Origin of the sequence: Paraburkholderia sp. RL18-085-BIA-A (genome assembly GCF_046027075.1) — a bacterium.
Taxonomy (GTDB): domain Bacteria; phylum Pseudomonadota; class Gammaproteobacteria; order Burkholderiales; family Burkholderiaceae; genus Paraburkholderia.
Window position 1 is genome coordinate 1 of record NZ_JARESU010000187.1, and the last position, 13136, is coordinate 13136.

The window sequence follows — 13136 nt, forward strand, 5'->3', positions numbered from 1 at the left end:
TGCCGCGCTCACATCGCGCTTTGCCCTGAGCATGAAGTCCACTGTCTGGCCGAGCCGATCTACCGCCCGGTAGAGATAGACCCACTTGCCACGAATCTTCAGATAGGTCTCGTCAACGCGCCATGACCGCCCTGCCGGTATGGCAAAGCGATTCCAGCGCTTGACGAACTCCGGCGCAAAGCGCTTTACCCAACGCATGATCGTGGTGTGTGCCAGCGACAAACCCCTTTCGGCCATCATCTCGACCAGATCGCGCAGGCTGAGCTTGTAGCGAAGGTACCAGCGCACACACAGAACAATGATCTCCCGATCAAAATGCCGGCCATCAAACAACCCCTCCAGACCCTTCCCCTTGCTCATCGCCGCCCACCAGATTGATTGGATCGCTACTTTAACCGGTCCAATGAGCCTATTTGCACCAGAACCCTGCGCATGGCGTCGAGTTGACGATCAAGATGGAGGCGCCTCCTCCCGAGCTTGATGAAGGGCATTACCTTGTAAAGGCCGCCGAACGGATCTTGGCGTATTGTGCATCCGTCTCCGGGCTGGGCACCTCATATCTCATGTGCTCACATGCCGACAGAATATATCGAAGAAGAACAATTTTATAATTCAATCGAAACGTTTAGAAATCTCGCACTTCATCTGGTTTAATTTTCAGTGCGTCATTAACTTCCAAGCTGCTTGTCCCAGGCGCGTCTGCCGCACGGAAATGGAAAAATATCCATCCATTTCCGTCGGCAATAGTTGCTCCGTCGAGCGGCGTTGAGCGCGTTCACGGAGCGACGAATGCCGAGTATTCACGCGCGCGCAAACTCTTCATTCGCATAAGTCCGCTATTGACAAGAGAATATTGACGAAAAATAATCCGTTAAATGTATCGAATTACTTTCGGTGTATTCAAAGCTTATCTTTATTCTTGGCGGCTTCGCGGCGCCGGATTCAAATCTGCCGCGTCGATTGGCGCGGCGCATGGGCTTTTTCCCGATGAGCTCCATCCGATTTCTCAAGACGTTTATTGCGATCGCGCAGTACGGCTCATTTGCTGCCGCGGCTGAACACGTGTCAGTCACTCAGGCCGCTGTCGGCATGCAAATGCGATCCCTCGAGCAGCAGCTCAACATCCCGCTGTTCGACCGTCAGGGGCGTACTGCCGCACTCAGCCGCAATGCGCTGGCTCTGCTGCCGCGCATCGAACACATCGTCGCCCTTTACGATGGTCTGAGCGACGCCTGGGAGGAAGACGAGATGCTCGTCGGATCGGTGACGCTCGGTTCGGTGGTTTCGGCGATGGCATCGCTCGCCACGCAGATTACCGATTTGAAGACGGCGCACCCGCGCCTGGACCTGCGTCTGGTGACTGGCAAATCGTTGGAGTTGCGCGCGCGTCTCAATGCGCGCGAGATCAACGCGGCCGTTATCGTGCGGTTGCAGGAAAGCCTGCCAAAGCCGTTCGATTGGCGCACCTTGTATGAGGAACCGCTTGTGTTGGTAGCTCACCGCGAAACACTTACAGCCCGGGCGGGCAGTGCGGCCGGGCTGTTGCGCGATCGTCCGTTCTTGTCCTTCGATCGCAGCCAGCGCACAGGCATGTTGATAGAGCTGGCGGTGCAGCGCCAGGGCATTGCCGTCAACGAGCTCGTGGAGTTGGATTCGCTCGAGACCATCATCGAACTGGTGCGCCAGGATATCGGCGTAGCCATCGTGCCACTGTTGCGCAATGCGACGTGGCAAAACGATCCCCTGCTGCGCATCATTCCGCTGCCAGTCCCGAGCACCCCGCGCGAGGTGGGCATCCTCGCGCGCACCGACGTGATGCGCCCCTATCTCATGCAGGCGCTCCGCGAGCGCCTGACCATGCCCGCGGTAAGGAGCACTGCCGTCCGCGCCGTGGATGCCTTCGACACGAAGCCGACACGGTGCCCTCCTTAACAGGACAACGGCCCGCGCCGTGCAGGTGGCATTAGAACACCGTTCGTAATCCTATTCGCACCAAAGACTGGCTGGCGGACGTGGACGCCGTTTGCTGGTTCATGGCCGCGACCGCGGCCTTACCGCGAGAGTCAGTGCCCGATGCGTGCTGATAGACGCCGACCAGGTACACCGAAGTGCGTTTCGAGAAATAATAGGCGGCATTCGCCGCCACCTGGTTGTAGATGGCGCCCGGGTTTGAATCGATGCCGTTGCCTTTCAGGTAGTCGTACGCCATCCCAACCCTAATGGCGTGCCCCAGGTCGTATTGAACGCTGACCTCGGCATCGTTGAACACGGCTGTACCGGAATAGTGGGACGGATTCGGCCCCGAGGTAGTATCCCCAACCCCCTTGAACGCGATATTCGAATACGTGCCGGCGATTGTCGCTTTACCGAAGCGATAGCTGGCGCCCACCGCAATGTCCTGATACGTATGCGCCGACAGGAAGCCACTGAAGGCCGGCGAGGTCGCGTTTGTCGTCGCGGCGGTCAACGTGGTTTGCGAGCTCGTTCCGAAGAAGCTGATATTGGGGTTTCGGGCGTTCACGTAGCCGGCCCCGGCCGCAAACGCCCCGTACACGTAGTGCATGCCGGCCGATATAACCTGGTTGCGCGACGCGTCGCCGCTGACTCCGCCAAGCCCATACAGTGCGCCGAAACGGAAACCGCCGATTGTCGGCGTCACGTACTTGACGGCGTTATTGATCCGGTACGTGTTGTGCAGATTGTCAATGTCGCCCGAATGCGCGGATGAGCTGCCGCCACCTAGCGCGGCAAAGGCGAAGCGTCCCACCTCGTCCACCACGAGGTCGTACTGTCGCCCAAGCGTCACGGTACCCGCGGTGCGCGACGACAGGCCAACGTACGCTTGCCGGCCGAACAGCAAGCCCCCCTGCGATGCCTTGCCGGTTGTATTGTCAAAGCCGTTTTCGAGGTCGAACACAGTCTTGAGACCATCACCGAGGTCTTCGGTACCGCGAAAGCCGAAGCGGCTGCCGCTGTTGTAACCACTACTCATTGCGTACTGGTGCTGTCCCCCAGCGTTCGAGACATAGTTGATGCCGGTATCGATAATGCCGTACAACGTTACACTGCTTTGAGCATGTGCAAGCCCCGGTACTACCGAAACCGCCCCCACAGCCGAAAGGGCGGCCATCCACATCCTCTTTTTCATTACGTTTCTCCGGTTGAGATTTTCCTGTATTGCGCTTGCTAATGCCGATATACAAATAAATAGTCCTAAATTATTCGAATGGACGAGCCTACCCCTGCGCGATGTATAGGTACATTGCGCCTGCGGATGACACAGTAGGCTCTGGCCGCTCTTGTCGAGCCCCGCCCTTATTGAGGCGCTAAAGCGCTCGTCTTATGATGCTGCGCCAGCACGGTTCGATCAGCGCTCGCCGGCGCCCCGCAGAGGGGCGCGCACCTTCTTGACCGGATGCTTTTCGGCCCGCGCCTGGTCCCATGTTTTAGCGCATGGGCAGTTACGATTTGAGGGTCATGCCACGCAGACGAATCAACCCGTCTGGATAGGCGACAAACCCTCCGACCTTGTTGCTTAAGGCGAACGGCAAAGGCGGGAAATAGAGGTATGTGATCGGCTGTTCCCTGGCGATGAGCTGGAACACCTGGTCGTATAGCGACTTGCGTTCCACCGGGCCCGAAGCGCTGCGCGCCTGCACTAGCAAGGAGTCGACCTGCGGGTCGCAGAAGTGGCCATAGTTCATGGCACCTTTGCACGACACGAACGGCAGCAGATTGCCGTCAGGGTCGATGCGTCCCGACCACGGCCGCAAGATCACCTGGAACTTGCCACCGATCGCGGCCGCTTGAGCCGCTGAAAAATCGGCGGGAATCAGTTTCAGGCGTATGTTGGCTTCGGCCGCCATCGCCTGAATCACCTGGGCAAGTTGCATGGTCGAGGTGCTATTGCCCAGTAACAACTGGATATCGACACCGTTCGGGTAGCCGGCCGCGGTCAACAGAGCGCGTGCTCGCGCGACATCGCGTTGCGGAATTGTCAGCGCCTTGTCGTAATAGGGGTTTGTCGGCGGGATAGCCTGCACAGCCGGTGCGAACATGCCGGCACCGACCACCTGGTTGATCACGCCGCGGTCCAGAGAGAGGCTGAGCGCCTCACGCACGCGGGCATCGCGCCATGGGCCGGCTGCCGACGGTCCATTATTAAGGTTGTAGGTCATGCCCATAAAGCCGAGACCGTTCGACATGACGAAGTGCAGGCTCGCATCGCGCTTCACTGAATCGACGTCGGATGTGCCGATGCGTTCGGCGATGTCGATCGAGCCCGAGCGCAGGTCGGCAAGCCGTACAGTTCCGTCCGGAACAGGCATGTAGATCACCTGCTGGATCGGATACGCCGCGGCATCCCAGTAGGTAGGCGACTTGTTGAGTACGATGCGGTAGTTCTGTACTCGCTGAGAAAACTGATAAGGGCCGACACAAATCGGGTGTCGCGAGATCTCGTCGTCGTTGGACAGGATTTTCGGCGCGAGCATCATTCCCGCCCGGTCCGACAGCATGCTTAGCAGCGCAGCATCGGGATGGTTCAGAGAGAGCTGAACCGCAGACTCGTCAATCACGCTCACGTGGTCTACCGATGCCAGTTCCAATTTGCGGGCACTGACAGGGGAGGTCAATTCGCGGTCGAAATTGGCCTTCACTGCGGCGGCGTTAAAAGGCTCTCCGTCCTGGAATGAAACATTCTTGCGCAACTTCAGCGTAACGGTTTTTCCGTCGGGACTGACCGTCCATGAAGTGGCCAGCTTAGGCGTCAACTTCAGGTCCGGCGTGATGGAGATCAGCGAATCGCACATGGATGCAAATACCATCCGGTCCACCATTTGCAGACTGCGATGCGGGTCGATCGTGCCGATATCGTCCTCGAGCCCGATGCGCAGAGTTTGCGCCATCGCTGTACCGGCTCCCAGCATTAAGATTCCTGCAACTGCTACCTTCCGCATGATCCTATCCTCTATTCGCTTTACATTGATCGGCGATCTGCCGTCCGGCCTGATACCTCGGAACCATGCACGCGTCATCGATCAGGTGGGATACCTGATCGATCTGTCATGTTCAAAACCGCACTTCAATATCCCACGGCGCGGCCATCGCGCCGACCATCGGTTGCCACTACGTACCCATGATCCGGGTTGTCCGAGAGCCGCGAGATGAATTGGCCCGAGCCGAAATCCACGTGCTGGTCTCCGTGCGGCTTCAACGTGTGCCCCATCTCCTGCAGATCCCTCAGCACGCCGGGATTGACCGCACTTTCGACGTCGAGCGTGAAATCTCGATTGAGCTTCCAGCGTGGTGCGTCGCACGCAGCTTGCGGCTGCTGCCCGTAGTCGAGCATCCGTACGAGGGTTTGCACGTGGGCCTGCGGCTGCACCTCGGCACCCACCACGCCGAAGCTCATCACTGGATTGCCGTCGCGCATCAGGAAACCGGGCATGATGGTATGGAACGGCCGCTTGCCGGCCCGCACCACGTTGACCGACTTAGGGTCCATTGAGAAGCCCGCGCCGCGGTTCTGGAAACTGATGCCGGTGCCCGGGACCACCACGCCGGAACCGAAACCGCGATAGTTCGACTGAATCAGCGAGACCATCATGCCGCGTTCGTCCGCGGTACTGATTTGCGTCGTGCCACCTGGCTTCGGCAGGCCGGGCGCCGGCGAGCCTGCACGGTGCGGGTCGATTAACGCGGCACGCGCATCGAGATACGCGTCGTCCAGCATTTCGGCCGGCGAGACCGTCATACAGCGCGGGTCTCCGACAAGCTCGTACACGTCGGAAAACGCGAGCTTCATCGCTTCTATCTGCAAGTGCTGTGAGTGTGCCGAATCGACAGGCCATGCTCGCAAGTCGAAGCGCTCGAGAATGCCCAGCGCGATCAGCGCCGCAATGCCCTGGCCGTTGGGCGGTAGTTCATGCACCGTATAGCCGCGGTAATCGCGGCTGATGGTATCGACCCATTCGGCTCGATGCTCCCGCAAATCGGACAGATCAAGAGCGCCCCCAGTCTCGCGAGCGAAGGCCAACGTGCGTTCGGCCAGTTCCCCTTCGTAGAACACTGCCGCGCCTTCACGGCCGAGCAGCCGCAATGTATAGGCATGGCCGGGCGATTGGAATTTCTCGCCCATATGCGGCGCGCGCCCGTGCGGCATGAAAGTTTGCGCGAAGCCGGGTTGCTGTTCCAGCACCGGTGCCAACTCAGTCCATTTGCGCGCGACGGCTGGCGCAATCAAATGCCCGCGCTCGGCGATCACGGCAGCGGGTTCGAGGATATCGGCAAGCGGCAGAGTGCCGAAGCGTCGATGCATTTCCGCCCACGCGGATACGACGCCGGGCACGGTGACGGAATCCCACCCGCGCATGGGTTGCTGAGCGAGTCCCGTTGCGTCGGTGCCGTGGCGGGCTCGGAAAAAATCGAGCGACCACGCGCGCGGAGCCACGCCTGTCGCGTTCAGTCCATGCAACGTGTGTCCGTCCCACACTATCGCGTAGGCATCGCCACCAAAACCGCACGATACGGGTTCCACGACTGTCAGCATGGCGGCAGTGGCCAGCGCCGCGTCGACTGCGTTACCGCCGGCGAGCAGCATCTGCAATCCGGCCTGTGCTGCGAGCGGGTGCGACGTCGCTACGGCGTTGCGCGCGAAGAACGGCTTGGCAGTGGACGGATAGGGGTTGCCCCAATCAAATTGCATCGCGGTTCACTTCATGATGAATTGGAAACGCAGTATGAAACGCCATTTTTTCCTCAATGACCAAAATTTATTTCCATGGGGATAAAGGTTTTCTTTACGGAACCAGGACGGTGCCGCAGCAATAGCGTGGATGGTGGATCACACTTCTATGAGCAGTAATTTGTCAAGGCCCGCTCGCGAATCGTCGATCAACTTCCTCCACATCTCCTTGCGAGAGTGTATGACTGGGTCAAGGGCAGGCGAAGCCTGGCGTAGCGAACCCTTGACACTGGGAAGAGGCAATATGCTGTCGTATGTTGGTGAGCGCGCGGTATTGCGCTCGCCAACATACAGGCACATTCCACGTCGCCCAGTAATTGCTGCAATCGAATTCACGTCCCTGCCTGAAGCCGGCCGTGGCGCTCGTGAGACGATCCAACGTTTCACAACCTTCTATCCGCTGGCGGTTCGCCAGCCCCATCCTGCATGCGCGCTGCGCCGGAATCTTGTCCGGGTGATATGCCCCATCTAAGAATCGGTTGCGTTGGCAACCCAGGGGGCGGACGGGCATGTCCACTTCAACCATGGGAACAACAAGTGATCCGACTGTCGTGGCATCACTATCGCCATGCAATACGATCTCAGACTGGTTTCATCTGTGCGCCCTCAGGAATAACGCCGTCCTTCAGGTAGCGCCATAGTGCAATCACCAGTCGCCGTGCGACAGCGACGATGGCGATGCGCCGCGCGCGGCGGTTCGGCCCCGTGCCCTGCGTGCGCTGGTCGAACCACTGTGTCAGTGCACTGTCGGGCTGGTAGCGCAGCCAGGTCCACGCCATCTCGATCAGCAGCGCGCGCACCCGCCGGTTGCCCTGCTTGCTGATCCCCTGGTCGACCTGGCTCTCGCCGCTGTCATAGGGTTGCGGCACCAGCCCGACGCACGCACCCTCCTGGCGGCGGTTGCTGAACTCCCGCCAGAACAGCTCGAGCGCGAGGCGCGACGCGCCCACTTCGCCAATCCCCTTCAGGCGCGCAAGGTCATCGCTTCGCTGGCGCGCGGGTGCCGGCAGGCTCGCCTGGCGCGTCTTCTCCAGCGCCGCGAGTTGCTGCTCCGCCAGCGCGAGCCGTTCGCACTCGCGCAGCAGGCGCTCACGCAGCTCGGGCGGCAACGGCGTGCCATCATGGCACCGGACCTGGTCGCGGGCGAGGCGGGCTGTGAAGCGCTTCACCAAGCACATGATTGGCGGCCGAGCCCCGCAAGCGGCGGGGCGCCACCTGCGAGGCTCAAGCATCTTGTACGGTACGGCTGTCCGGATCAGAACCCGGCGGCCAGTCCGTCGCGCCGGGTGTCGCTCGCGGCGACATAACCGCGTTCGGGGTCGTTGCGATCGAGCTTCCAGATGTACTGGCCGGAGCCGAAGTCCATATACGGATCCTCGACCGACTTGATCGTATGGCCGAGACCCTCGAGCGCGCGCACCGTGTCCTCATCGAGCGTCGCCTCGACGTCGACCGAGAAGTCGCGATTGACCTTCCAGCGCGGCGCGTCGCAGGCGACCTGCGGTTGCTGGCCGTAGTCGAGCATGCGCACGATCGATTGCAGATGCCCTTGCGGCTGCATGTCGCCGCCCATCACGCCGAAGCTCATCACCGCTTCCTGCTTGCCGTCCACCTGCTGGGTCAGGAAAGCAGGGATGATCGTATGGAACGGTCGCTTGCCGCCTTCCACCACGTTCGCCGACTTCGGATCCATTGAGAACCCGTAGCCGCGGTTCTGCAGCGAAATGCCGGAGTCCGGCACCACGATGCCCGAGCCGAAACCCATGTAGTTCGACTGGATGAAGCTGACCATCATGCCGCGCTCGTCGGCCACCGACATGTAGATCGTGCCGCCCGCCTTCGGCATGCCAAAGTCGAACTGCGTGGCACGCTTCGGGTCGATCAGCTTCGCGCGCGACTTCAGGTACGCGTCGTCGAGCATCTGTTCGGGCGTGACCTCCATCGAGCGCGGATCGGCGACGTACTGGTAGACGTCGGCAAACGCGAGCTTCATCGCTTCGATCTGCAGGTGCTGCGATTCGATGCCGTCAACCGGCAGCGAGCCCACGTTGAACTGTTCGAGAATGCCGAGCGCGATCAGCGCGGCAATGCCCTGGCCGTTCGGCGGAATCTCGTGCACCGTGTGGCCGCGATAGTCCTTGCTGATCGGTTCGACCCAGTCGACGCGGTAGTTGCGCAGGTCGTCCATCGTGAGCGCGCCGCCGCCCTGGCGCGAGAACGCGGCGATCTGTTCGGCGATCTCGCCTTCGTAGTACGCGCGCGGGCCTTGTTCAGCGAGCTTGCGCAGCGTCTTCGCGTGACCGGGAAAGCGCACCAGTTCGCTGACTTCCGGCGCCCGGCCGCGCGGCATGAACGTGTCGGCGAAACCCGGCTGGTTCTTCAGCTCGGGCACGGCCGCCGCCCACTTGTACGCGACGACGCTCGCCACCGCATGCCCGCGCTCGGCAATCTCAATGGCCGGCTCCATCAGGTCCGCGAACGGCAGCGAGCCGAACTTCTGATGCAACGCCTCCCAGCCGGCGATCACGCCCGGCACCGTCACCGCATCCCAGCCGCGCTTGGGGTGCTTCGCGAGACCGTTTTCCTCGCCGTACTTACGCTTGAAGTAATCGACGTTCCATGCCGCCGGCGATACGCCGGAAGCATTCAGGCCATGCAGCTTCTTGCCGTCCCAGACGAGCGCGAACGCGTCGCTGCCAAGGCCGTTAGAGACCGGCTCGACGACCGTGATCGCCGCGGCCGCGGCAATCGCCGCATCGATGGCATTGCCGCCTTTCCACAACATGCGCAAGCCGGCTTGTGCGGCAAGCGGATGGGACGTCGAAACGATGTTGCGCGCAAACACGGGCAAGCGGGGTGTCGGATACGGGTTTTGCCAATTGAAACGTGTCATTGAAAACTCAAACGAAAGTGATGAGAGGGCAGTCGGCCAACTGAAGCGGTGATGGAATCCGGTTACGACTCGCGCGGATCGAGCGCATCACGCAGACCGTCGCCGAGCAGGTTGAAACCGAGCACGGCCAGGAAGATCGCGATGCCCGGGAAAATCGACATCCAAGGCGCCTGACTGACAAAATCCTTCGCGGTGTTGAGCATCGAACCCCACGACGGCGACGGCGGCAGCTGGCCGAGCCCGAGGAACGACAGGCTCGCTTCGGCGATGATCGCGGTCGCGATCGTCAGGCTGGCCTGCACGATGATCGGCGGCAGCACGTTCGGCAGGATGTACCGCACGATGATCCGTGCGTGGCCGAGGCCGATTGCCCGCGCGCCTTCGACGTATTCCTCGGCCTTCACGGTGATCGCCTGGCCGCGCGTCAGCCGGACGAAGCGCGGCATCGCGGAGATGCCGATCGCAGCCATCGCGTTGGTCAGGCTCGGTCCGAGGAACGCAGCTAGCGCGATGGCGAGGATCAGGAACGGAATCGACAGCAACGCATCGGCGATTCGCGAGATCACGCCATCGACGAGCTTGCCGAAATAGCCGGCCAGCAAGCCGAGCGGCACGCCGATCACGACCGCGATGCAGACCGACACGACGCCCGCCAGCAGCGACGCACGCGCGCCCCACAGCAGACGGCTCAGCACGTCGCGGCCGAGTTCGTCGGTGCCGAACCAGTGCGCGGCCGAAGGCGCTTGCCGCACGGTCATGAAGCTGGCCTGCACCGGGTCGTAATGTGACAGCCACGGCGCGAATACCGCCATGAAGACGATGAGCAGCACGAGCGCCGCGCCAAACACGGCGGCGCGATTGCGCATGAATTTTACGATTCCGCGGCGCTTGCGGCGCGGCAGTACGGTCGTCTGCGACGCAGCGGCCGACGCGTGAACGGGGGTGGCGGGAGTAGCCATCAGCTGCGTCTCAGTCGGGGATTGAGGAGGACGTACAACACGTCGGCGCACAGGTTCACGACGATGAAGCACAGCGCGGTGACGAGCACGACACCCTGCACGACCGCGTAGTCGCGATTGAACACGGCATCGACGATGAGCTTGCCGAAGCCGGGGATCGTGAAAACCTGCTCGGTCAGCACCGCACCCGCGAGCAGTTCGCCGAACAGCAGCGCGAGCACGGTGACGATCGGAACCAGCGCGTTGCGAAAAGCGTGCTTGACGACGACGGTGCCGCGCAGCAGCCCTTTGGCACGCGCGGTCCGAATATAGTCGGTGCGCAGCACGCTCAGCATCGCGCTGCGCGTGTGGCGCATCAATTGCGCGCCGAGCGAGGCGCCGAGCACGAACGCGGGCATCAGCATGGTCTTGATGCTCAGCCAGAAGTCTTCGGTCGGCGACACGTAGCCGGACGACGGCAACAGATGCCAGCGCACCGACACAATGAAGATCAGCATGATCCCGAGCCAGAAGTTCGGGATCGACATGCCGGACAGCGCGAAGACGTTCGCGCCGTAATCCAGCGCGCCGCCGCGGCTTGCGGCGGAGATGACACCCGCCGGAATGCCGATACCGATCGCGAAGATCATCGCCATCGCCGCGAGCTGCAGCGTGACCGGCAGCTTCTGCGCGATCAGCGACGTCACCGGCACGTCGGTGCGCAGCGATGCGCCGAGATCGCCGTGCACGACGTCGCGAACCCACAGCGCGTACTGCGTCGGCACCGGCTCGTCGAGGTGGTACTTGACGCGCAGCGACGCGATCAACTGCGGATCCTGATCTTCGCCGGCCATCGCCATTACCGGATCGCCGGGCAGCAGCTTCTGCAGGCCAAAGATCAGCATCGACACGAGAATCAACGTCGGAATGGCGACCAGCACGCGATTTGCAATGGTCTGCAGCATGATCGGTCAGCCCTTGACACTGACGCCGCGCAGGCGGATCAGGCCGTCGGGATAGGGCGTGAAGCCTTGCACCTTCTTCGACAGCTCGAACGGCCACGGCTGGCTATAGACATAGATGATCGGATCGTCGTCGGCGAGCAGCTTCGACGCCGCGTCGTACTCCGTTTTGCGGTCCGCGGCGGTCAGCTTCACGCGCGCGGCGTCGAGCAAGCGGTCGACTTCGGGGTTGCAGTAACGCGCGTAATTGAGGTTGCCGGCGCACGTGTTGAACTGATGCAGGTTGCCGTCCGGATCGACGCGGCCCGACCAGCCGAGGTACATCGCCTCGAAGTCGCCGCTGTGCGCGGCATTGAGCTCGGTCGCATAGTCGGTCGGCCGCAGCTTCAGGTTGAAGCCGGCTTCGCCGACCATCGCCTGCATCATCTGCACGATCTGGCTCGACACCGTGTTGTTCGGGTAAGTGAACTCGATGTCCACGTGCTCGTGGCCCGCCGCCTTCAGCAGCGCCTTCGCCTTCGCGACGTCGCGACGCGGCGTCGGCAGCGAAGCGTTGTAGTACGGGCTCGACCTCGGCACCGCCTGATTCGCCGGCGCGAAGATGCCTGCGCCGATCACCTGGTTGATCGCGTCGCGGTCGATCGCGAGGTCGAATGCCTGCCGCACGCGCTTGTCTCTCAGCACCGCGTTGCTGCGCTTGCCGTTGCCGATGTTGAACGTAACGTAGTAGTAGCCGAAGCCGCTGACCGGCGCGAACTTGTAGCTTGCGTCGCTCTTGACCGACGCGACATCGGACGGCGCGAGGCGCTCAAGCATGTCGAGCGAACCCGACCGCAGGTTCGCGAGGCGCACGGTGCTGTCCGGAATCGGCAGGAAAATCACGCGCTGGACCGGGTATTTGTCGGCGTCCCAGTAGCCGGGGAATTTCTCGAGCACGACGCGATCGTTCTGCACGCGCTGGACGAACTTGTACGGGCCGGAACACACCGGATGCGCGGCGACGCCGGCCGGATCGGCCAGCGTCTTCGGTGCGAGCATCATGCCGGCGCGGTCGGTCAGCGTCGCGAGCAGCGCGGCGTCCGGCTGCTTCAACGCGATCGCGACCGTGTAGTCGTCGATCACGTCGACGTGATCGACCGACGCCAGTTCGCTCTTGCGGTTGCTCGTTTGCAGCGTGCGGTCGCGGTCGAGGTTCGCCTTCACGGCCGCCGCGTTGAACGGCTCGTCGTCCTGGAATTTCACCCCTTGACGCAGCTTGAACGTGAGCGTCTTGCCGTCGGCGCTCGTCGTCCACGACGTCGCCAGCATTGGCACGATCTTCAGGTCGGGCGTGATATCGACCAGCGCATTGCACAGCGACGCAAACACGATCCGGTCGACAAGCTGTACGCTGCGTGCGGGGTCGAGCGAACCGATGTCGTCCTGCAAGCCGATCCGTATCGTCTGGCTGCTCTGGGCCATCGCGGCGGTAGCGCTGAGTGCGAGCGCCGCGGCAATCAACATTCTTCGCATGAGGACTTTCCCTTTTTCTTCCAATTCATAAAACGGTGTGCTGAACGGGCATCGGCGCGTCGGCAACTCAATTCTTCACTCGATTT

The 13136-nt window shown here is 61.8% G+C and carries 9 protein-coding genes and 1 pseudogene; 1 reads left to right on the forward strand and 9 read right to left on the reverse strand.

Going from position 1 to position 13136, the window contains the following annotated elements; all coding sequences use genetic code 11:
• Nucleotides 1-360 (reverse strand): IS6 family transposase (locus P0D89_RS47060; RefSeq protein ID WP_408378879.1); only part of this gene is annotated, 360 nt, incomplete at its 3' end.
• A gap of 534 nt (nucleotides 361-894) precedes the next feature.
• On the opposite strand from P0D89_RS47060, the gene P0D89_RS47065 reads away from it, so the two are divergent.
• Entirely contained in the window at nucleotides 895-1932 is a 1038-nt protein-coding gene (locus tag P0D89_RS47065; RefSeq protein ID WP_408370199.1) for a LysR substrate-binding domain-containing protein, read from the forward strand.
• 31 nt (nucleotides 1933-1963) lie between these two features.
• On the opposite strand, the gene P0D89_RS47070 is transcribed toward P0D89_RS47065, so the two are convergent.
• The 8 genes and pseudogenes from P0D89_RS47070 to P0D89_RS47105 form a co-directional block, all read right to left on the reverse strand.
• On the reverse strand, nucleotides 1964-3148 hold the full coding sequence (locus tag P0D89_RS47070; RefSeq protein WP_408370196.1) for a porin: 1185 nt from the start codon (nucleotides 3146-3148) through the stop codon (nucleotides 1964-1966).
• Nucleotides 3149-3461: 313 nt separating this feature from the next.
• A complete protein-coding gene (locus P0D89_RS47075; protein ID WP_408239238.1) occupies nucleotides 3462-4958 on the reverse strand; it encodes an ABC transporter substrate-binding protein in 1497 nt (498 codons plus the stop codon).
• Nucleotides 4959-5083: 125 nt separating this feature from the next.
• On the reverse strand, nucleotides 5084-6706 hold the full coding sequence (locus tag P0D89_RS47080; RefSeq protein WP_408378881.1) for a gamma-glutamyltransferase family protein: 1623 nt from the start codon (nucleotides 6704-6706) through the stop codon (nucleotides 5084-5086).
• Between the two features lie 620 nt (nucleotides 6707-7326).
• Nucleotides 7327-7911, reverse strand: a pseudogene (locus tag P0D89_RS47085) (transposase); the annotation flags it as partial.
• A gap of 89 nt (nucleotides 7912-8000) precedes the next feature.
• Nucleotides 8001-9638, reverse strand: coding sequence for a gamma-glutamyltransferase (ggt, locus tag P0D89_RS47090; protein ID WP_408378883.1), 1638 nt, complete (start codon nucleotides 9636-9638; stop codon nucleotides 8001-8003).
• Between the two features lie 62 nt (nucleotides 9639-9700).
• Nucleotides 9701-10597: an ABC transporter permease gene (locus tag P0D89_RS47095; protein ID WP_408378885.1), complete on the reverse strand. Its 897-nt coding sequence runs from the start codon at nucleotides 10595-10597 to the stop codon at nucleotides 9701-9703.
• A complete protein-coding gene (locus P0D89_RS47100) occupies nucleotides 10597-11541 on the reverse strand; it encodes an ABC transporter permease (RefSeq protein ID WP_408239250.1) in 945 nt (314 codons plus the stop codon). The genes P0D89_RS47095 and P0D89_RS47100 overlap by 1 nt, the downstream gene beginning before the upstream one ends.
• 6 nt (nucleotides 11542-11547) lie before the next feature.
• Nucleotides 11548-13050 (reverse strand): ABC transporter substrate-binding protein, encoded by a 1503-nt coding sequence (locus P0D89_RS47105; RefSeq protein ID WP_408378888.1) that lies wholly within the window; start codon nucleotides 13048-13050, stop codon nucleotides 11548-11550.
• Nucleotides 13051-13136 lie beyond the last annotated feature (86 nt).

Excerpts from the sequence above, each read along its gene's own strand:
- P0D89_RS47070 (WP_408370196.1), bottom strand. The coding sequence starts at position 3,148 with ATGAAAAAGAGGATGTGGATGGCCGCCCTTTCGGCTGTGGGGGCGGTT.
- P0D89_RS47075 (WP_408239238.1), bottom strand. The coding sequence starts at position 4,958 with ATGCGGAAGGTAGCAGTTGCAGGAATCTTAATGCTGGGAGCCGGTACA.
- P0D89_RS47080 (WP_408378881.1), bottom strand. The coding sequence starts at position 6,706 with ATGCAATTTGATTGGGGCAACCCCTATCCGTCCACTGCCAAGCCGTTC.
- ggt (WP_408378883.1), bottom strand. The coding sequence starts at position 9,638 with ATGACACGTTTCAATTGGCAAAACCCGTATCCGACACCCCGCTTGCCC.
- P0D89_RS47095 (WP_408378885.1), bottom strand. The coding sequence starts at position 10,597 with ATGGCTACTCCCGCCACCCCCGTTCACGCGTCGGCCGCTGCGTCGCAG.
- P0D89_RS47100 (WP_408239250.1), bottom strand. The coding sequence starts at position 11,541 with ATGCTGCAGACCATTGCAAATCGCGTGCTGGTCGCCATTCCGACGTTG.
- P0D89_RS47105 (WP_408378888.1), bottom strand. The coding sequence starts at position 13,050 with ATGCGAAGAATGTTGATTGCCGCGGCGCTCGCACTCAGCGCTACCGCC.